Annotated in this window: 16 protein-coding genes and 4 tRNA genes; 14 read left to right on the forward strand and 6 right to left on the reverse strand. The window is 41.1% G+C overall.

The features are described from left to right. Positions 1–133 precede the first annotated feature (133 nt). On the forward strand, positions 134–2,110 hold the full coding sequence (locus A9267_RS11260; protein ID WP_065109205.1) for a BCCT family transporter: 1,977 nt from the start codon (positions 134–136) through the stop codon (positions 2,108–2,110). 154 nt (positions 2,111–2,264) lie between these two features. Continuing rightward, on the forward strand, positions 2,265–2,621 hold the full coding sequence (locus A9267_RS11265) for a YajD family HNH nuclease (RefSeq protein ID WP_055022992.1): 357 nt from the start codon (positions 2,265–2,267) through the stop codon (positions 2,619–2,621). Between the two features lie 88 nt (positions 2,622–2,709). Here A9267_RS11265 and A9267_RS11270 read toward each other — a convergent pair whose 3' ends face one another. Further along, complete coding sequence (locus tag A9267_RS11270; protein ID WP_055022991.1) at positions 2,710–2,934, reverse strand: DUF1289 domain-containing protein; 225 nt, start codon at positions 2,932–2,934, stop codon at positions 2,710–2,712. Positions 2,935–3,163: 229 nt separating this feature from the next. Between A9267_RS11270 and A9267_RS11275 the strand changes: the two genes are divergently transcribed. The 6 genes from A9267_RS11275 to oleD all read left to right on the forward strand — a co-directional run bounded on the left by A9267_RS11275 (position 3,164) and on the right by oleD (position 10,835). Next, entirely contained in the window at positions 3,164–4,351 is a 1,188-nt protein-coding gene (locus A9267_RS11275) for a chemotaxis protein (protein WP_065109206.1), read from the forward strand. 12 nt (positions 4,352–4,363) lie between these two features. Next, complete coding sequence (locus tag A9267_RS11280; protein ID WP_247663119.1) at positions 4,364–5,662, forward strand: methyltransferase; 1,299 nt, start codon at positions 4,364–4,366, stop codon at positions 5,660–5,662. Positions 5,663–5,913: 251 nt separating this feature from the next. Continuing rightward, positions 5,914–6,963, forward strand: a complete 1,050-nt coding sequence (locus tag A9267_RS11285; RefSeq protein ID WP_065109207.1) for a 3-oxoacyl-ACP synthase III — start codon at positions 5,914–5,916, stop codon at positions 6,961–6,963. A gap of 48 nt (positions 6,964–7,011) precedes the next feature. Continuing rightward, a complete protein-coding gene (locus tag A9267_RS11290) occupies positions 7,012–7,896 on the forward strand; it encodes an alpha/beta fold hydrolase (RefSeq protein WP_055022989.1) in 885 nt (294 codons plus the stop codon). Between the two features lie 152 nt (positions 7,897–8,048). Further along, positions 8,049–9,719: an olefin beta-lactone synthetase gene (oleC, locus tag A9267_RS11295; RefSeq protein ID WP_065109208.1), complete on the forward strand. Its 1,671-nt coding sequence runs from the start codon at positions 8,049–8,051 to the stop codon at positions 9,717–9,719. 48 nt (positions 9,720–9,767) lie between these two features. After that, complete coding sequence (oleD, locus tag A9267_RS11300; protein ID WP_065109261.1) at positions 9,768–10,835, forward strand: 2-alkyl-3-oxoalkanoate reductase; 1,068 nt, start codon at positions 9,768–9,770, stop codon at positions 10,833–10,835. Between the two features lie 58 nt (positions 10,836–10,893). Here oleD and A9267_RS11305 read toward each other — a convergent pair whose 3' ends face one another. Continuing rightward, positions 10,894–11,451, reverse strand: a complete 558-nt coding sequence (locus tag A9267_RS11305; RefSeq protein WP_065109209.1) for a sugar O-acetyltransferase — start codon at positions 11,449–11,451, stop codon at positions 10,894–10,896. A 183-nt stretch (positions 11,452–11,634) separates the two neighbouring features. Between A9267_RS11305 and A9267_RS11310 the strand changes: the two genes are divergently transcribed. After that, positions 11,635–12,135, forward strand: coding sequence for a hypothetical protein (locus A9267_RS11310; protein ID WP_231919084.1), 501 nt, complete (start codon positions 11,635–11,637; stop codon positions 12,133–12,135). 152 nt (positions 12,136–12,287) lie between these two features. Further along, positions 12,288–13,484: a trans-sulfuration enzyme family protein gene (locus tag A9267_RS11315; RefSeq protein ID WP_055022985.1), complete on the forward strand. Its 1,197-nt coding sequence runs from the start codon at positions 12,288–12,290 to the stop codon at positions 13,482–13,484. A 121-nt stretch (positions 13,485–13,605) separates the two neighbouring features. Here A9267_RS11315 and A9267_RS11320 read toward each other — a convergent pair. The 4 genes from A9267_RS11320 to A9267_RS11335 all read right to left on the reverse strand — a co-directional run bounded on the left by A9267_RS11320 (position 13,606) and on the right by A9267_RS11335 (position 14,068). Beyond that, a tRNA-Met gene (locus tag A9267_RS11320) sits at positions 13,606–13,682 on the reverse strand. A gap of 26 nt (positions 13,683–13,708) precedes the next feature. After that, positions 13,709–13,785 (reverse strand) — tRNA-Met (locus A9267_RS11325). 29 nt (positions 13,786–13,814) lie between these two features. Continuing rightward, positions 13,815–13,891: transfer RNA gene (locus A9267_RS11330), tRNA-Met, on the reverse strand. Between the two features lie 100 nt (positions 13,892–13,991). Further along, positions 13,992–14,068: transfer RNA gene (locus A9267_RS11335), tRNA-Met, on the reverse strand. Positions 14,069–14,423: 355 nt separating this feature from the next. Between A9267_RS11335 and rlmKL the strand changes: the two genes are divergently transcribed. Genes rlmKL through A9267_RS11355 form a run of 4 tightly spaced genes read left to right on the forward strand, consistent with a single transcriptional unit; the run spans position 14,424 to position 20,678 of the window. Then, entirely contained in the window at positions 14,424–16,571 is a 2,148-nt protein-coding gene (gene rlmKL, locus A9267_RS11340; protein ID WP_065109263.1) for a bifunctional 23S rRNA (guanine(2069)-N(7))-methyltransferase RlmK/23S rRNA (guanine(2445)-N(2))-methyltransferase RlmL, read from the forward strand. Positions 16,572–16,592: 21 nt separating this feature from the next. Continuing rightward, on the forward strand, positions 16,593–16,838 hold the full coding sequence (locus A9267_RS11345) for a glutaredoxin family protein (RefSeq protein WP_055022984.1): 246 nt from the start codon (positions 16,593–16,595) through the stop codon (positions 16,836–16,838). Beyond that, positions 16,835–18,760: an ABC transporter ATP-binding protein gene (locus A9267_RS11350; protein ID WP_065109210.1), complete on the forward strand. Its 1,926-nt coding sequence runs from the start codon at positions 16,835–16,837 to the stop codon at positions 18,758–18,760. The genes A9267_RS11345 and A9267_RS11350 overlap by 4 nt, the downstream gene beginning before the upstream one ends. A 25-nt stretch (positions 18,761–18,785) precedes the next feature. Continuing rightward, positions 18,786–20,678, forward strand: coding sequence for a DUF3466 family protein (locus A9267_RS11355; protein ID WP_065109211.1), 1,893 nt, complete (start codon positions 18,786–18,788; stop codon positions 20,676–20,678). The last annotated feature ends 59 nt before the right edge of the window (positions 20,679–20,737 follow it).

Raw genomic sequence — 20,737 nt, forward strand, 5'->3', positions numbered from 1 at the left:
CATCCATTAGATTGTGCTATTGTGAAGGTTAGTTTATAAGTTAATCAAAGCATTAAGTTCGACAAATAGATTTTTGAACGACTTAGCGCTTAGGTTAGCTTAGATATCTTTTCACTCCAAACTAGGAGTATTAATGTTACCTAAGGCTAGTATAAATCCGCCTGTATTTTTTTCGTCTGTCACCCTTATTACTATGATGGTTCTCCTGTGTGCTTTTTGGCCACAGCAATCCGCAGCTTTTTTCCAAACGGTTCAGTCTTGGCTGCAACTTAAAGTTGGTTGGTTTTACATCGTAGGCGTCGCAATTTTTATCATCTTTATCATGTTCGTTATGATGAGCCGTTTTGGTGATATCAAGTTAGGTCCAGATCACGCCGTCCCAGACTATAGTTACAAAAGCTGGATTGCCATGCTGTTTTCTGCTGGTATGGGAATTGGCTTGATGTTCTTTGGTGTGGCTGAGCCTGTGATGCATTTTCTTGCGCCACCTGATACCAGCCCTGAAACCATAGAAGCCGCAAAAGAAGCAATGAAAATTACCTTCTTTCATTGGGGTATTCACGCTTGGGCGATTTATGCCATTGTGGCGTTAAGTTTGGCGTATTTTTCTTATCGACATAAGTTACCACTATTACCTCGCTCTGCGCTTTATCCGTTAATTGGAGAGCGCATATATGGTCCAATCGGCCACGCAGTTGATACATTTGCTGTATTAGGCACTATGTTCGGTGTCGCGACCTCATTAGGCTTTGGTGTGTTGCAAGTCAACTCTGGCTTAAGCTATTTAATTGACGGATTGCCAAACAATATCACTGTCCAAGTGATATTGATTATTGCCATCACTGGCGTGGCGACTTTATCGGTGTTCTCAGGCTTAGATAAAGGCGTTAAAAGGCTCAGCGAGTTAAACCTAGGGTTAGCTTTGTTACTCTTAGTTGCTGTGCTTTTACTTGGCCCGACAATTGCGTTATTGCAAGCCTTTGTGCAAAACACTGGCGGCTATTTAAGTGATATTGTGGGTAAAACATTTAACTTATATGCCTACGATCAAAAAGAAGATTGGATTGGTGGTTGGACACTACTTTATTGGGGCTGGTGGATATCATGGTCCCCATTTGTCGGTACCTTTATTGCCAGAGTAAGCCGTGGACGAACCATTCGTGAGTTTTTGATTGGGGTGTTATTTGTTCCATCAGGGATTACTTTCCTATGGATGACGGCATTTGGTAATACCGCAATCGATGCTGTAATGAATCATGGTGCAACCTATTTGTCGGATGCTGTTTCAAGTGACGTTTCAGTAGCGCTATTTAAGTTCTTTGAACACTTACCATTTTCGAACATCTTATCGGTTATTGCCGTGTTCTTAGTGGTGACATTTTTCGTTACGTCGTCAGACTCAGGTTCGTTAGTGATTGATAACCTTACATCTGGTGGCGACAATAGTGCACCAGTATGGCAACGAATTTTTTGGGCAATTTTACAAGGGGTTGTTGCATCGGTACTGCTAATTGCGGGTGGGTTACAAGCATTACAAACTGCGGCAATAGCCAGTGCAATGCCGTTTTTAATTGTTATGCTATTAATGTGTGTCGGCTTGTTTAGAGCCTTACAAGATGATTATTTGAAGATAAACAGTGTCCAATCTCATAATACCAGTGTGCAATTTGCTAAAGCGAATATGAGTTGGAAAGATCGCATTGATGTGCTTATATCTCAGCCGAGTCATCAAGATGCACAAGAGTTTTTAGATAACATCGCCAAGCCTGGTCTTGACCAAGTGAAGCAAATATTTTTGCAAAAAAATATCGCTGCTGTAATCACCCAAGATGAGCAACGTGTCAGGTTGGTTATCGGTAATGAAGATAATGATACTCTGCCATTTGCTTATGGGCTGCGGTTACGTGCGTTTAATATGAATGGTGCGGATGTTGAGTTGTTTGATAGCGAACAAGACTATTATCGTGTTGAAGTGTTTTTAGAGCACGGTGGTCAGCAGTATGATGTTATGGGGTACACCCAAGAGCAAATCATTGCAGATATTGTTAATCAATATGAACGTTATCTACACTATTTACATTTGTCGAACTCTGAGTTGGTGACAGAGTAGTCATATTGGCTTTAGCGGTAATGTAAGCTGTATTAAATGCGTTTGTGATAGAAACCATTGCCCCAATGGATAACTGAGATTATCCTTGGGGTAATTTTTTGACAACGATTTAGCGTTAGTCACTCATATTTAATTATCAAAAGTTGGAAACTCGATGTCAGGTACGCAAAGTAAATTAGATAAAGTACTCGCTGAAGCAAGAGAATATAAAGCGAGTCGTGAAAAAGGCTATCGTGAGCAAGCATTGAAATTATACCCTTGGGTATGTGGTCGATGCACTCGAGAGTTCACTCATAAAAATTTGTCTGAATTAACTGTGCACCATGTTGATCATAACCATGATAACAACCCATCAGATGGCTCTAATTGGGAATTATTATGCTTATATTGCCATGATAATGAGCATTCTCGATTTGAGGAGTTAATTCGTTATGGCAGTACGACTGAAGTGAAGCAAGAGGCGGCAACATACAACCCTTTTGCAGATTTAAAATCAATGATGAAAAAGTGATGTTGCGTTAATACGTTAAGCATCATTCATCTGAATATTAAAAGGTTACCCGTGGGGTAACCTTTTTTATTGCAAGCAGCATGTTGAACTAATCTAATTTCCCTTCGGCAGCCAGCCATTTTTCACGACTGATAGTTTGAAAGTTATTGCCTCCTTTCATCACCGCTTTTCGCTCAGGTAATTGCGCCCAAATTTGTTGTTGTCTTTCTTCACTTGCTTTGCCCCAGCCAACAATTTCATTGATATGCCTAAAACATCCCATACAAAAGTCGTCATCATTGAGACCGCATTTAGCGACACAAGGAGAGTGCATATAAACATCCTATACTGAATTAATAAACCTGAATTCTACTGAGCCAAATAGCATTTAGCCCTAGACAGAAAATGTAAAAATAACTAGTCTCGATAATATTTATTTTATATATATCAGATAGTTAAATTAAACCTGTAGCTGTGTCACAAGTGTTTCATTTGTAAGGCAAGCTATGGGTAACTGTTGGTGTTTGTTTGTTGTTTTGCTGCTTATTTGTGTGGAGAATACCATGAATACATGGGAAAGTTCAGCCGTTAACCGTTTGGTTCAAGTGTTATTGTTGTTAGTGAGCGTCAGCGTATTAACAGGCTGCTCTTTATTGGAGGTTAAGCTTGAAAGTGGCGTAGAGCCCTTGCCTAAAGAGCAAATTAATATGCGTATGTTCAGCCGTGAATATAGCTATAACTTTTATACAGAGGTTGAATCCAGCGCAGATTTAATTGCTAATGACACGGATGATGTGGCAATAAAATCTAATACTCTGATGTGGAAAATTTATTCAGAGCAAAGCCTACAACGCGCCATTTTTCAGGCATCCCCGATTGCAGCTATGATTGATACTTGGGTGTTTACTGAGCAAATGAACCACTATTTTACAACTGGTGCGGGACGCGAGGTTTTTGGGGAGCATCAGCATATTGCTATTGAAGCGAGTCAACATCTATCGGCTCGATTTGCTAAAACGGCAAAGGGATTTAATGTGAGTAATTTTAAACAGCATCAGAAATTTGTTGAGCAATACGTAGCTAAAAACCCAATCAGTGATTTGACGTTTAGCCGAACCTCAGCTTTTAATGATTGGCTTGAGTTTAGTAATATATCTGAGTTTGAAGCGATAACCACATTCGGCTCTATGCCTGAAGTGATGAGTGACATGTCAGATCGTATGGCGATGACAACCCAACAAATGCCGAAAATCTTGGGCTGGAAAGCCGAACTGTATGCGTTACATTCTGATGTTAATGCGGCAGATGTTGAAAAGGCACTGACAGATATCAGTCAAACTACCGTTAAATTTCAAGCATTAATGGAGCAAACCCCTGAGTTAATGACACAGCTTGCCGCTGATATGCGCACGGAACTAAGCCCGCTTATTGAACAGTTAAGTCAAGTGACTGATGATAAGTTAATGCAGTTATCTAAAGAGCGTGCTTCATTGGCGTTAATCATTACTCACGAGCGGGAAGCTCTCGTTCAAATGATTGCAGATGAGCGAGTTGCGGCAGTTCAAGATTTAGATGCATTAAGCCATAAAACCGTCGAATTAGTGTTTCAACAGATCACAGAAACCATTAAGAGTGTCATTGTGTATTTCATTTTGTTTTTAATTACAGTATTTTTCGCACCACTCGGTTTAGGTGTTTGGTTGGGTAAACGAATGGCGACCAATAAGAACAACTCGGTAGTTAACAATTAACAAGGTGAAATATTGTCTATTGCTAAAGTAAATACATCTGCAACTCATCGTCTAACTTTCAGTGAGCAGTTATCGATTCGAAGCGATTGTTTATTGTTACTTACCCCTTTGTGGCAAGTGCAGGCTTTTGAGTGTGCCGAGTTACCTTGGGAGACACAATTCCCAGCGCTGGCGAAAGCAGTTTGGCAAATTGATGACAGTGAAATTGATACAATAGACGCAGATCAAACTGCTTTAGTTGAGTGTTTATTGCCAAGCTTACAGCTTGATTTAGCCTCAAATAACTTGAGCATAGATGGCTTATTTGAACTACTCACCAGTAAGGTAAAAGCTCAGGTTGAAGTTAGCGTTAATCAAATGCAAAACAAGGTTGCTGAGCAGGGACTAACTGAAAGCGAGCTTAGTCATTTTAGCGCGCATATCAAAGGGCGCAAATGGCAACAAATTACTGCGTTTGCTCACTTTATTCCTGCGGATGATTTACCCATTCTTGAATGGTGTGCGGGGAAGGGGCATTTAGGGCGGTATTTAGCGAAGAAAAAAGCGACAAAGGTAACCAGCTTAGAATGGCAGCAAAGCTTATGTGAGCAAGGGCAAGCCTTTGCTGATAAATGGCATTTACCCCAAACGTTTACTTGCACTGATGTATTTGAAATAGCGAATAGCCCTTTAATTAATAAACAGCATGCGGTTGCGTTGCATGCCTGTGGTGATTTGCATGTAAGGCTGATTGATTTAGCTGTACAGGCGTCGACTCGCGCTATTTCATTCTCGCCTTGTTGTTATCATTTAATCCAAGCAAGTCACTATCAGGCACTATCTGATGTAGCTAAAGACTCGGGGTTAACGTTTTCACGTCATGACTTGCAGTTGCCTTTACAGCAAAGTGTTATTGCTAACCCAAAGCAGCAACTATTACGTCATCAAGAAATAAGCTGGCGCTTGGGGTTTGATTCTTTACAAAGAGACATCACTGGTAGCGGTCGATATTTACCCATTCCCAGCGTAAAACGCAGTCAATTATCCGCAAGCTTTGATGAGTTTTGTCGATGGGCAGCCAATCAAAAAGGCGTTGCACTTAACGGGTCAATTGATTTTGATGACTATCTTATCAAAGGTGAGCACAGACAGGCATTAACGCGTCGAATCGATCTCGTCGCGCACCTATTTCGTCTAATAATAGAGCAGTGGTTATTATTAGATAGAGTGTGCTTTTTAGAACAACATGGTTATCAGGTTGAGATGTTTGAATTCTGTGCAAACAGTATTACACCCAGAAATTGTTTAATTCAGGCTAAAAAGCAGCCATAGCAGACTTCTTTGTTCGAATGCTAGCTTAACCTACTGTTTATTAATGTAAAATTTTATGGTTTAGTATTAATTCTGATTTTTTTTGGCTGTTTTTTCTGTATTCATGTCTCATTGAAGTAGATTTAAATGGCCCGTAAAGTGGTTTTGTATTGAATATTTAGATTTTTCTTGTTCAAATGGCGGGTTAATAACAAATACCAATAAATTCGGTTGCTGATAGCGACCTTAAAGTGAGCGATTGATACGGTTTCATGAAATATTCCCGCGTTTTTATTAATAGTATGGCTTATGAACTTGCACCCCAAGTGGTGTCAAGTCTAGACCTAGAATCTCGCCTTGCGCCGCTTTATCAAAAGTTTCGTATCCCGATGGGGCAATTAGCCGCATTAACCGGTATTAAAGAACGCCGCTGGTGGCCGAAAGGTTATCGTTTATCTGATGGGGCACTTTGTGCTGCCAGAAAAGCGGTCGATGAGACAGGCATTAGTGTTAGCGACTTAGGTGCAGTGGTTTATACCGGCGTATGTCGTGACCAACATGAGCCAGCTACGGCTTGTCGAGTTGCAGCAGAGCTTGGCGTATCAAAAGATACAGCGATTTATGATATTAGCAATGCCTGCTTAGGTGTGCTGTCAGGTATCTTAGATATKGCAAACCGTATTGAGTTAGGCCAAATCAAAGCGGGTATGGTGGTATCGTGTGAATCTGCACGTGACATTGTTGAGGTGACGATTGATAACATGTTGTCAGACCCAACTATGCAAAACTTTGCCCAATCTCTTGCCACGCTAACAGGTGGTTCAGGTGCCATTGCCGTCATTTTAACCGATGGAAGCCTGCCGCTTAAAAACACTCGTCAGCATCAATTGTTAGGTGCAAGTCATTTATCGGCACCAGAGCATCACGAGCTATGTCAGTGGGGGCTACAGGAGACGAGCCAGAAGCTGTATCGTGAGTTTATGCGAACTGACGCTGTCACATTACTTAAAGAAGGTGTCGACTTAGCTAAACACACTTGGGAGCATTTCTTAACCCAACGTGATTGGTTAGTCGAACAAGTTGATAAAGTGATTTGTCACCAAGTCGGTGCTTCAAACCGCAAACAAGTTTTAAATGCGCTTAATATCCCGCATGAAAAAGAATTCCCTACTTATGAAACCTTAGGCAATATGGGCACCGTTTCGCTGCCTGTCACTGCTGCAATTGCCCATGATCAAGGTTTTTTAAAACTTGGCGATCAAGTGAGCTTCCTAGGAATAGGTAGCGGACTCAACTGTATGATGCTTGGCATCAAGTGGTAGTTCGTTAGCTGTGTATTTAGGATTAATAAAAAAAGATTAGGAAGCATCATGTTAGAGAATTTATTACCTTTTGATAGCCATTTCTTAGACCGTAATGGCAATAAATTGCATTATGTCAACGAAGGTCAAGGTGAGCCTGTTGTTATGGTTCATGGTAATCCAAGCTGGAGCTATTATTACCGTAATTTGGTGGGTGCATTAAGCCCGACTCATCAGTGTATCGTGCCTGATCATATCGGTTGTGGTTTGTCTGATAAACCTGACGATCCAGATTATGACTACACGCTTAAAAATCGTATTGATGATTTGGAAGCTTTACTTGATCATCTAGACGTAAAAGACAACATTACCTTGGTTGTTCATGATTGGGGCGGAATGATTGGTATGGGCTATGCTGCTCGTTACCCTGACAGAATTAAGCGTTTAGTATTTTTAAATACAGCGGCTTTCCATTTGCCAGAATCAAAGCCGTTTCCTTGGGCACTTTGGGTGTGTCGTGAAACTATTCTCGGTACTTTTTTAGTTCGTGGCTTTAACGCATTTTCTTCAATTGCATCATACGTAGGCGTTAAACGTAACCCAATGCCAAAAGAAGTAAGAGAAGCCTACGTTGCACCGTTTAATAACTGGAAAAATCGTATTTCGACTTTACGGTTTGTGCAAGATATTCCATTAAAACCAGAAGACAGAAACTATGATTTGGTTTCTAGTATTGCTGATAGCTTACCGCAGTTCTCGAATGTACCGACTTTGATTTGTTGGGGTTTACAGGACTTTGTATTCGACAAGCATTTTCTTGATAAATGGCGTCAACATATGCCTCATGCCCAAGTACGTGAGTTTGATGATTGTGGCCATTATATTTTAGAAGATGCCAGTGAAGATGTGATTGGCTTAATCCAACATTTTATGGCCGAGCAACCTCAATCTTAATCCATAAAATATTGAACGTTGTAGTATCTAAGGGCATTTTAACAATGCCCTTTTTTATTAAAATGAATACTCTATAGGTTTAAGAGATAACTAATACATTAATGAGATACTTCAGTGGTTACAGGTATCCCCAATAAGATGACATCAACATTATGACTTTACCTTCGGCCAATATTTGTCAGCACCTTCAGCATGCAGCTGTTCACTTTCCAACAGAGCTTGCCGTTGCCGTGCAAACGGCATCATCGACACTGTCATATCAAGAAGTCGATTTTAACCAGCTAAATGTGCAATCCGATGAAATGGCTTATCGCTTAAATGCCGATGGTATTACAGCTGGAATGAAAGCGGTATTAATGGTGACGCCCAGTATTGATTTTTTTGTACTGACGTTTGCCTTATTCAAAGCAGGAATTATTCCCATTCTGGTTGACCCTGGAATGGGCGTAAAAAATCTAAAACAATGTTTTGAAGAGTCGCAACCTGATGCTTTTATCGGTATTACGAAGGCAAATATTGCAAGGCGCATTCTTGGATGGGGTAAAGGCTCAGTTAAGCAATGCCTCAATGTGGGAGGCAGTCGGGTCGCATGCTTTTTGGCAGGGGCAAAGGCGATAGATGACTTACCCCAAAATACGGCCTCTGCACCTTATCCCATTGCTGCATTGGCAAAAGATGCCATGGCGGCGATATTGTTTACCAGTGGTAGCACTGGCACCCCAAAGGGGGTGGTTTATAGTCACGAGATGTTTGAAGCTCAAATTCAAGCATTGAAACATGATTATGGCATTAAGCCTGGTGAGCGAGACCTAGCGACATTTCCGTTATTTTCATTATTTGGTCCAGCGCTTGGAATGGCATCGATTGTGCCAGCTATGGATGCCAGTAAACCGATTACCGCCACCCCTGATTACTTGTTTGCGGCAATTGAAAAGTATCAATGTTCAAATATGTTTGTTAACCCAGCTTTATTGGAGCGTTTAGGTGAAGCAGGTGAGACTAAACAGCATAAATTACCTAGCGTTAAACGCGTAATTTCAGCTGGCGCCCCAGCAACAATAGCTTCGATAAAGCGCTTCAGTCACATGCTGAATAGCGGTGTTGAAGTGCTAAACTCTTATGGTGCTACCGAGTCGTTACCCATTAGTATGATGCCGAGTTCGGCGTTATTTGAGACCACAGAGGCAACAGATAACGGCTTAGGAATTTGTGTGGGTCACCCGATTAAAGGTGTTGATATTGCGATTATTGATATCACAGAAAACCCGCTTAAACAGTGGGATGATAACTTGATGCTTGATAGCGGTAGCATTGGTGAAATTGTGGTAAAAGGTCCCATGGTGAGCCGCAGTTATTATCATCGTGAAAGTGCAACTGCAATTGCTAAAATCTCAGATGGTGAGCATATTCGTCATAGAATGGGCGATGTTGGCTATATTGATGAAAAAGGGCAGTTATGGATGTGTGGCCGCAAGGCGCATCGTGTTGACCAAACTGGTACAGATAAAAAACGTTATTTTTCTATTCCCTGTGAAAGAGTATTTAATACCCATCCGCAGGTTAAACGTTCTGCACTTGTTCCTGTCAACATAAACGGTGAAACTTTGCCTTTGTTGTGTATTGAACTAGATAAAGGCCTCGCCTGTTCGGATAGTAAAATGCTCTATAGTGACCTGCTAGCAATCGCTGAAAAGCATTCTCAGACCGTGGGGATCAGTCGATTCCTTATTCATCCTGATTTTCCTGTTGATGTCCGCCATAATGCAAAAATATTTCGCGAAAAGCTGGCAGTTTGGGCACAAGCACAATGGAAGGAAGCGTAAGTGATTCAAATTGAAAATAAGCCCTTAACTCATTTGGAAGCGAACTCAATGACCTCAGTAAATAGCGCTCAGCTTCAATTAACTGATTTACTGCCTCAAGAACAAACGGCATTAGCAGCACTTAAACAAACGGCAAACAAGGCATTTGTTACCGGAGCGGGCGGCTTTCTAGGCAAGAGTATTTGTAAACGTCTGCGCGCCGCGCAAATTGAGGTCGTAGGATTTGCCCGTGGTGATTACCCTGAACTCACTGCAATGGGTGTTGAGATGTTTAAAGGTGATCTTGCTGATTATGATAGAGTGGTTAACGCTATGGAAGGCTGCGATCTCGTGTTTCACGTTGCTTCAAAAGCCGGTGTTTGGGGAACTAGAGATAGTTATTTTGAACCTAACGTTAATGGCACCGCCAATATCATTAGAGCGAGTAAAGCCCACCAAATAGACCGTATTGTGTATACCAGTACCCCAAGTGTGACTTTTGCTGGTGAAGATGAAGCAGGAATTGATGAATCAGCGCCATATGCGGCTAAATTTTTAAATTATTATGGCCACTCAAAAGCGCTAGCAGAAAAGATGATTCTTGATGCAGATAGCAAAGAACTCAAAACCACAGCATTACGACCTCATTTAATCTGGGGGCCTGAGGATCCGCACTTGGTTCCAAGGGTGATTGAGCGTGCTAAAAAAGGCAAATTAAAACTAGTAGGCAAGCAAGATAAGTTAGTTGATACGATCTTTGTCGATAATGCTGCATTTGCACATATTCTTGCCGCTGTAGAGTTAAGTCATCAAGCAAACTGTGCTGGGAAAGCCTACTTCTTGAGTAATGATGAACCAATAACAATGGCTAACATGCTCAATAAAATTTTAGCTTGTGTTGATATCCCCCCCGTTGAAAAACGAGTACCTGCAGGGGTTGCCTATGCAGCAGGAGTGGTATTAGAAGGCATATATGGCCTTTTAAAGAAACAGCAAGAACCGATAATGACACGATTTGTAGCAAGGCAATTATCAACCAGTCATTACTTTGATATTAGCGCAGCAAAAAACGATTTTGGGTATCAAGCGCTAATCAGTATTGATGAAGGCATGATAAGACTAAAGCAGTCGCTTTAGTCTTATGTTAATTGTCACTAAATAAAATCAATAAGTTGAGCCAATGAACCACATTGTGCTAAGCGATTGGTTTGATAAAACGACAAGGGTTGCCGGCATACACACCATTGCCGGCGATATCTTTAGTCACGACACTTCCTGCACCAATCACAGTGTTATCGTGAATGGTAATGCCTGGCAATACAGAAACATTTCCGCCTAACCAAACATCATTTCCTATCGTAATCGGCTTTCCGAATTCAGTATTGCGGCGTGCAATAGGATCAATCGGGTGTGTGGCCGTTGATAACATAACGTTAGGGCCAAACATAACATTGCTTCCTATTTTGACTTCACAGACGTCTAAAATAACCAAATTATGATTGGCATAAAAATTATCGCCGATGGTGATATTAGTGCCATAGTCACAGAAGAAGTTTGCTTCGATATGACAGTGTCCAGTGATATTAAGTAATGTTTTTAGCATCGCTTGGCGTTTATCGTTATCCAATGGACTAAGTTGATTAAACTGATGACACATTAATTTTGCCTGATTTCTTGCAGCTAGAAGCACTTCATCCCACGCATCATATGCCAGGCCAGCTAACATTTTTTGTTTCTCAGTCTGTTTTTGCATCACGATAACCTTAAGTGCGTGAATAATTTTTCTTTAGTATGACTTAAGTTTGCAAACCAAACATAGACTTATGTCTGCTATACGCCGAGTGTAACTTGATTATCATAACGGTATTACTTTAACGCATTGTTATAGAGGGACTTATCGTACCTAAATTACATGCAATTGGATGGATACTGGCAGATGAACATTAAATTCACTGAGTTATATCGTCAAATAGGGCGTCTAACCAAGGCTAAAAACTTTAAGGTTTTGGGGCTGTTTTGCATCATGCTAACAAGTATGCCTTTAGCAATAGGCCAAAATCAGCCTAAGCAAGAATCCCTTCATAATCCTTTGATTGGTAGCTGGGCGCTGTTTGATGGCAAGTACCTCAATGAGAATAAACAATGGGTTGATTATAAGACACTTAATTTATCTGCTATTAAACTTGTGTCGGCAACGCACTTTAGCTTCACGACAATGAAAAAAGAGGGCGGGAAAAAGACATTTTGGGCAAGTGCTAGTGGTCATTACGAATTAATTAATAATCAATATACCGAGTTTCCGACGTTGAGCTCATTTGGGGTGAAGCCAGGAGAGTCCTATCGCTTTTTATTTATGTTAAAAGAAAATGAGTGGCATACACAAAGATACGATGGTGAAGATCTCGTTGAAGAGGAGGTGTGGAAAAGGCTTGATTAAAGGGCTTGCGGATTTTCGTAATCTTGGCTTTACAAGTTTGAAGGTATCAAAAAGTCGTTTTAGCATTGGCTAATTTATCAGCACATGTATCTTGAGTTTGACTTACCCACACCAATCACAATTCTAATGAATGGGTAAGAAGGGAGAAAAAGATGCATAAACCATGGAATTTAGCCACATTAGCCATCCACGCAGGGCACGAGAAAGATGCGCTTGGGGCGTTGGTATCGCCACTATATCAAAGTGCGACATTCGTTTTTGATAATGCAGAGCAAGGAGGAGCCCGCTTTGCGGGTGATGAAGCTGGATACATTTATACTCGTTTAGGTAACCCGACAACCAATGAGTTAGAGCGTAAAATGGCTTTGTTAGAGGGGGCTGAACAAGCAGCTGCCTGTGCGTCTGGGATGGCTGCAGTATCGGCATCGCTTATGACTCATTTGGAATCAGGTGATCATCTCATTGCCTCAAACGCGATTTACGGCTGTACTTTCGCTTTACTAAGTAGTCAGTTAACCCGTTTTGGGGTTGAAACAACCTTCGTCGATTTTAGTGATCTTTTAGCCATAGAAGCGGCCATTCAACCGAATACCAAATTATTATTTTGTGAAACCCCAGTGAACCCTCACTTACAAGTGTTCGATTTGAGCGCCATCGTCGATATCGCCAAAACCAATAACCTGATTACGATTGTCGATAACACCTTTATGACGCCATTGTTACAGCAGCCTATTAACATGGGAGTCGACATGGTTATCCACAGTGCCACAAAATATTTAAATGGTCACGGTGATGTTATTGCCGGAATAGTGTGCGGTTCTGAGGCGCATATCCACAAATTGAAGTATGAGATTTTAAAAGATTTTGGTGGCGTACTTTCGCCACATGATGCTTGGTTGATTTTGCGTGGAATAAAAACCTTAGATGTGCGATTACAAAGACATTGTGATAATGCAGAGATATTAGCTGAATACCTTAATCAGCATCAAGCTATAGCAAAGGTGTTCTATCCAGGGCTTAAGTCTCATCAAGGTCATGGATTTCTTGGCTCACAAATGAAACGTGCGGGCGGGGTGATTGCATTTGAAATAAAAGGAGACATCAAACAGGCAATCAAATTTGTCGATAGTTTGTCACTATTTACTATTGCTGTCAGTTTAGGAGATGCAGAGTCGTTAATTCAGCACCCAGCTTCTATGACTCATTCGCCATATACCCCAGAAGCCAGAGCTGCTGCTGGCATTACCGATAATCTATTGCGTATCTCTGTCGGATTGGAAAACGTAGAAGACTTGATAGAAGATATTTCACGAGCATTGAATATGTGCGCAATCGATAGCAAAGCGTAGAGATAGATACATAAACTGGGTAGATATCAAAAATTAAATTCTTTAATTGTAATAACAAACTAAGAAATAAACAGAAGTATAACAAGGGGAAATAACTAAATAAGATAGGTATTGATAAAATTGGTTGCGGGAGCTGGATTTGAACCAACGACCTTCGGGTTATGAGCCCGACGAGCTACCAAACTGCTCCATCCCGCGTCCGATTTTTATCTTTTGTTATTAAGTGGTTGCGGGAGCTGGATTTGAACCAACGACCTTCGGGTTATGAGCCCGACGAGCTACCAAACTGCTCCATCCCGCGTCCGTACTTAATAATGATAGTGGTTATATTGGTTGCGGGAGCTGGATTTGAACCAACGACCTTCGGGTTATGAGCCCGACGAGCTACCAAACTGCTCCATCCCGCGTCCGAATATAAACTATCTTGCTTAAACAGTGCGATATAGCTTAGCTATAATACCTTGTTGCCATCATTATATTGGTAATCAATTGATACCATTACAAAATTGGTTGCGGGAGCTGGATTTGAACCAACGACCTTCGGGTTATGAGCCCGACGAGCTACCAAACTGCTCCATCCCGCGTCCGTTTAAGCGGGGCGAACTATAACGACCTAAGCTGTACTTGGCAAGTCATAATGACAATTTTATGATCGTTTGCTGGGTTAATGAGCATAAATCGATATTTTAGTCACATTCAGTCGTTTTAATCGCCAAATCCGCTATCTCTATTCTGAGTCGCTTGCCTATTGACCGAGCGATACTTGGGCTAAGGGAACGACTTATTAGTGAGAATGACCCATTTGGTGAGGCAATTTGAATTAAATTGTCTTAAAAAGAGGAGTATTTATCCAATTCAACCACATTTTCTCACTTGAACTCTTGATTAGGTATATAATGCCGACTTAATTATATCTGTGAGATGATGACTGCCAATTCCATGTTAAATTTTTTTGCTGCAGCCCCTAAGGGTTTTGAATATAGCTTAGCCAATGAGCTTAAAGAGTTTGGTGCTACTGATGTTAAGGAAAGCGTTGCGGGCGTATATTTTTCTGCTCCACTTGAGCTTGCCTATAGAATTACATTGTGGACAAGACTAGCGAGTCGCATTGTCGTGGTTATCTATAAAGGGGCTTGTGAGTCAGCCGAGCAACTTTATAACGCAGCTTACTGTATTGGTTGGCCGTCGCATTTTTCTAATAAGAGTACATTCAGTATCGACTTCCATGGTACGGGTGGCTTTATCAATAATACGCAATTCGGTGCATTAAAAATTAAAGATGCAGTCGTTGACCGTTTTCGTGATGATGGCGAGCGCCGTCCTGACGTTGAACGGTTAAATGCTGAATTTAGAATTGACGCTCACTTTAGAAATAATCAATTAACAGTATCGATTAACTTTTCTGGGCCTTCATTGCATCAACGTGGGTATCGTGCCACAACAGGTGAAGCACCACTAAAAGAAAATCTAGCAGCGAATATGTTGGCCCGTAGTGGCTGGCAAGCCAAGCCAACGGATTTGCTMGACCCATTTTGTGGTAGTGGAACAGTCGTCATTGAAGCGGCATTAATGGCGTCAGATATCGCCCCTGGTTTGCAACGTGCACGTTTTGGGTTTGAGCATTGGCAACGTCATGATGACGCAGTTTGGCAAGCCGTACTACAGGAAGCTAAAGCACGTGCTTCTTTGGGCAAGACCCGTTGCCAAGTGAAGTTTTTTGCATCTGATATCGATTCTCGCTTAGTGGCATTAGCTAAGAAAAATGCTGAAAATGCCGGTGTCGCTGATTTGATCGAATTTTCCGTTTCAGATGCGCTGAATGTCACCCCACCAGTTACTGAAGGTTTTTTAATTTCTAATCCGCCTTACGGGGAACGATTAGGTAGCATCACTGAGTTATTACAACTTTATTACCAACTTGGTGATAAGTTCAAAAAAGACTTTGGCGGATGGAAAATCGCCATGCTATGTAGTGACATCGAATTATTGTCAGCCTTGAAGCTTAAAGCTGATAAACAAATGAAGATGTTTAATGGTGCATTAGAGTGTGGCTTTAACTTGTACACTTTACATGCTAAAAGCACCCGTCGTGAAGCGCCTGTATTGCCAGAAGGTGTCGATATTGCTGATATTTCGCCAGCATTTGCTAATCGTATTAAAAAGAATATGAAGCAACTAACTAAATGGGCGAAAAAAGAGGGTATCGATAGTTACCGTATTTATGATGCCGATTTACCTGAATATAACGTTGCTATTGATAAATATGTCGATCACGTTGTGATTCAGGAGTATTCAGCGCCAGCCAGTATTCCAGAGGCTGTTACCAAACGTCGTCTTACTGATGTATTGCTTTCGCTTCCTGCTGCGTTAGGTATTGACCCTGATTTAGTTACCCTTAAAACCCGTGAGCGTCAAAAAGGCACTAATCAATACCAAAAACTTGATGAGCAAAAGCTTGAGATTATTACCCAAGAATATAATGCGCGCTTTAAGTTAAACCTGACTGGCTATTTAGACACAGGCCTATTTTTAGACCATCGTTTAACGCGTAAATTGGTCGGCGAGAAATCTGCTGGCAAGCGTGTATTGAATTTGTTTTCTTATACGGGATCGGCGTCAGTCCATGCTGCACTTGGCGGTGCTAAGTCGGTAACGACTGTCGATATGTCTAATACCTATCTTGCTTGGGCAAAAGAGAATTTTGAGCTTAATAATCTCAATGTTAGACAATACCAATTTGAACAAGCTAACTGCATTCAATGGATTAAAGATTGCGACCAGCAATTTGATTTGATTTTCATCGACCCACCGACTTTTTCCAACTCTAAAAGAATGGAAGACAGTTGGGATGTTCAGCGTGACCACGCCGCTTTATTGGTTGATTTAATTAAGTTACTTAGCCCAAATGGTGAGATCATCTTCTCTAATAACAAGCGTAAGTTTAAGATGGACATCGATTTATTAAGCCAGTACAAAATGGATATTAAAAATATCGATAGCCAAACCTTGCCAATGGATTATAAGCGCAACCCGCATATCCATAACACGTGGTTAATTACGCATGCAAAATCTCCTTACGCTAAATAAATAGACGCAAAGAGGTATCGTTTGCAAAGCAAAACAACAGAAAGTCATTTGATTTTATATCACACAGATGGTTGTCATCTGTGTGAAATTGCTCAGGCCCTGGTTGAGCAATTAGGTATTCATTATCAACATATTGATATCTGCGATGATGAAAATCTCGCTGCACGCTATGGCGTGTCAATTCCAGTGGTATCTGTGGGTGATAAAGAGCTGTTTTGGCCATTTGATGAGTCACAGCTAACTGATTTTATTAGGAGCGTCGTTTGAGTTTAGTTCGTATTAATAATGGTTCTTTAGCGTATGGTTACACACCATTATTGAAAAACGCAGACTTTACCATTTTACCGGGTGAGCGTGTTTGTATTGTAGGCCGAAATGGTGCAGGTAAGTCGAGTTTAATGAAAGTATTGTCTGGTGACGTATTACTCGATGATGGTGAATTCAATATTGCCTCTGATGTCAATGTTAGCCGCTTACAGCAAGACCCGCCTAAAGCAGAAACGGGTACAGTATATAAGTATATTTCAGCTGGGCTTAAAGAGATTGGTGAACAATTAGATAGATACCACCAATTGTCACATGATGTGGCAACCGCCGATCCTGATGCGATGGAAAAAATGCTTAATCAAATGACTCGTTTACAAGAGTCACTTGATCATAACAATGGCTGGCACTTAGATTCTCGTATTAAACAGAATTGCGAACTGCTAGGGCTTGACCCTGATAAGCCACTTAATGAGTTATCTGGTGGCTGGCAACGTAAGGTCGCATTAGCTCGTGCATTAGTAAGCGAGCCAGATTTATTGCTCCTTGATGAACCAACTAACCACCTTGATATTGACACCATTGAATGGCTTGAGCAGTTTTTATTAAGTTTTAAAGGCGCCATTGTATTTGTGAGCCATGACCGTGGATTTATTCACCGCATGGCAACACGGATTGTCGACCTTGACCGAGGGGTTGTCACATCTTGGCCTGGTAACTACAAAATGTACCTTGAAGGTAAGCAAGAGTGGTTACGTGTTGAAGCTGAACAAAATGCTCATTTTGATAAGAAACTAGCAGAAGAAGAAGCGTGGATTAGACAGGGCGTTAAGGCTCGTCGTACCCGTAATGAAGGCCGAGTAAGAGCGTTGAAAGCCTTACGAGTTGAGCGAAGTGAACGCTTAAATCGTCAAGGAAACGCTAAGATGAATGTCAGTGACTCAGAGCGTTCAGGTAAGTTAGTCTTCGACATTAAAAATGTAAATTACAACCTACCTGAAAAAGACTTAGTTAAAAACTTCAGTTCAACCGTGATGCGCGGCGATAGAATTGCACTGATTGGTCCTAATGGCTGTGGTAAATCAACCTTGATTAAGTTATTGATTGAGCAGTTAACGCCACAATCTGGTGAAGTTAAAGTCGGCACTAAACTTGAGGTTGCTTACTTTGACCAGTATCGTGAAGCGCTAGATCCTGAAAAAACAGTGGAAGAAAATGTTGGCGACGGTAAAAGTACTGTCACCATTAATGGCCAAGACCGCCATATTTTGAGCTATTTACAAGACTTCTTGTTTTCACCTGCCAGAGCAAGGACGCCAGTAAAAGCCTTATCTGGTGGTGAGAAAAACCGGTTATTGTTAGCGCGCTTACTGTTACGACCTGCAAACTTAATTATTCTTGATGAACCAACCAATGACCTTGATGTTGAGACACTAGAATTGTTAGAGTCTTTGCTAACGGATTTTGAAGGTACCTTACTGATTGTAAGTCATGACCGTGAATTTATTGATAATACGGTCACCAGTAGTTGGTGGTTTGCCGGTAATGGTGCATGGCACGAATATGTTGGCGGCTATAATGATGCAGTTTCTCAAGGCGCTAAATTTTATTCTGAGGAACCTGAAGCAACATCTGTTGTCATACCATCAGCACCTGCAGAAACTAAGCAAGAAAAACCGAAGAAAGTGGCTGCTGCAGCACCGAAAAAATTATCGTTCAAGCTTCAACGGGAGTTAGATCAATTACCCGCCAAAATGGAGAAGCTTGAGCAAGAAGTAGAAGAGTTACAAAATACTGTGGCTTCGGCTGATTTTTATAGCCAACCACAAGATAAAGTCAACACAGTGTTACAAGCGTTGGCAACAAAAGAACAGGAATTGGACACTTGCTTTGAACGTTGGGAAGAACTCGAGTCATTGAAGTAAGCGCATAATAACAATAGGAATTAAAATGAAGTCGAAGTTTGATAAGGCATTATCAGTCGTTGCCTTGAGTGTGCTAGGCGCTATAGGAAGTGTTCAAGCAGCACCCGTATACGAAATCGTTAATATTGAAGATTTTGATCTCAAAGGAAATGTTGACGGAACCAGCCGTGGTTATGCATTAGCTGTTAATGCAAATAATGAATTAGTTGGCGTATCAAAAGGTAAAAAGAAATTATCTGTTGATGACGAAGACGAAGATGATGTTATTGACGTTGAAGATGGTATTGCGCCTGAAGAAGCGATTGTCTATTCGGTATTTTTACCGATTGTGGCGAATAACTTCACTTTCACTGCGGAAGAAAATGACCCTGAGTCTCCATGGAATCCAAACTTTTACAGCATTAATGGTACAACACCACCAACAGAAGTTGATGATGAAGGCGAGTTAGTGGTTAACTCTGTTGATACTTATTTTTATGGTATGAACGATTCAGAAGTGAAAGTGGGTTCATACACAGCGCCAGAAAAAACCATTGATTACGAAGGCACTGACGAAGATCAAGAGTTTTGGTATTACCGAGATTTTGAACTGCGTGGCGTGGCTGTGACCGCAGACGGTACTGAGATTGAACTTGTCCCTTCATACGAAACTTATGTTCGTGAAGAAGATGACTTTGTTGTTGAGCTAGGTGGTTGGTCAGCAGCAGCTGCCGTTAACAATAATAACCTAGTCGCAGGTTATGCAAGTACTGATATCATTGAGTACAGTGCAGGTCGTATCGATGATTGTATCGACGCAAGCCAAAACGAAGATGCTGAGTTTCCAGTTCCAGTAGAAATCTGTGTTCAGGCAGATCAATACCCATCAAACGGTACACGTAATATTTCTTACCAAACACGTGCACATGTATGGCAAATTGAAGCTGATAATACGATACCTGAAGATAACATCGTAGAACTTCCATTGGGACTAACACCAGATGAAGATTCAACACTGAACTACATTGCTCAAGGTTTAGGTATCAATAATGATGGTGTGGTCGTCGGTCGCTCTCATACATACCGTAATGGTAAAGAAGATGACTTGTACCAGGATGCTGCCTACTGGCAAAAAGATAGCAATGGTGACTACCAATATAACTGGATTGATCCAGATATTTTCAGTGATACAGTTTATAGCTCTATTGCATACGATATTAACGATAACGGTATCGTGATTGGTAGCTTACAAAAATACATCAGTGGCTACTTACGTGAAAAGTTTTTCTATTACGATATTAATGATCCAGGCGCAGAAATTGTTATTCCTGATGACTTTCAAGACGGCATCTCAGATCTAACCAGCAAGCCTAAGTCGATTAACAATGCCGGACAAGTCGTCGGTAATATTGAAGTGACTTATGATAAAGATAAGCCACGTCCGAAAGCTGCCTTCTTGTTTAACATGAATGATAATGAATTTATCAATATCAATGACAATTTGACCTGTGAGTCAAAAGGTTATGAACAAGATGAAGACGGTAACTGGTCACGTCACCCAATTGAAGTGATTGATGGTGACGGCTCTATTCTTACCTATGGTTCTGAGTTTTATGTGGTAGAAGCAAACAGTATCAATGAAGAAGGTACGATTGTTGGTACTGCTTTTGTTCGTAAACCAGTTTACCAATATGATACTGATGGTAATTTGATTTTGGGTGAGAACGGTACACCATTATTTGAGATTGATGGTAATGGCGATCCTGTTACTTCATTCTTAACGCGTATGGTCGTACTTAAGCCAGCAGCAGGAAATCAAGAAGCCTGTACTGAGTCTGACTTAGTTGAAGACGAGCCATATGAGCGTAAAGGTGCTTCATCTTGGGCTTGGTTGTTCAGTTTACCTTTGCTTTGGTTACGTCGTCGAAAAGCAAACTAGCTTGAGCATTTTTTGAACAAAAAGTCGAGGTTTTTTCCTCGATTTTTTTTTCTGTTTTT

Source organism: Shewanella sp. UCD-FRSSP16_17, from assembly GCF_001675935.1.
In the GTDB taxonomy this organism is placed as follows: Bacteria; Pseudomonadota; Gammaproteobacteria; order Enterobacterales; family Shewanellaceae; genus Shewanella; species Shewanella japonica.

Bases quoted from the DNA above. Each gene is read 5' to 3' on its own strand.
- A9267_RS11305 (WP_065109209.1), bottom strand. From the start codon at position 11,451: ATGCAAAAACAGACTGAGAAACAAAAAATGTTAGCTGGCCTGGCATAT.
- A9267_RS11355 (WP_065109211.1), top strand. From the start codon at position 18,786: ATGAAGTCGAAGTTTGATAAGGCATTATCAGTCGTTGCCTTGAGTGTG.
- A9267_RS11275 (WP_065109206.1), top strand. From the start codon at position 3,164: ATGAATACATGGGAAAGTTCAGCCGTTAACCGTTTGGTTCAAGTGTTA.
- A9267_RS11290 (WP_055022989.1), top strand. From the start codon at position 7,012: ATGTTAGAGAATTTATTACCTTTTGATAGCCATTTCTTAGACCGTAAT.
- oleD (WP_065109261.1), top strand. From the start codon at position 9,768: ATGACCTCAGTAAATAGCGCTCAGCTTCAATTAACTGATTTACTGCCT.
- A9267_RS11310 (WP_231919084.1), top strand. From the start codon at position 11,635: ATGAACATTAAATTCACTGAGTTATATCGTCAAATAGGGCGTCTAACC.
- oleC (WP_065109208.1), top strand. From the start codon at position 8,049: ATGACTTTACCTTCGGCCAATATTTGTCAGCACCTTCAGCATGCAGCT.
- A9267_RS11315 (WP_055022985.1), top strand. From the start codon at position 12,288: ATGCATAAACCATGGAATTTAGCCACATTAGCCATCCACGCAGGGCAC.
- A9267_RS11265 (WP_055022992.1), top strand. From the start codon at position 2,265: ATGTCAGGTACGCAAAGTAAATTAGATAAAGTACTCGCTGAAGCAAGA.
- A9267_RS11270 (WP_055022991.1), bottom strand. From the start codon at position 2,934: ATGCACTCTCCTTGTGTCGCTAAATGCGGTCTCAATGATGACGACTTT.
- A9267_RS11260 (WP_065109205.1), top strand. From the start codon at position 134: ATGTTACCTAAGGCTAGTATAAATCCGCCTGTATTTTTTTCGTCTGTC.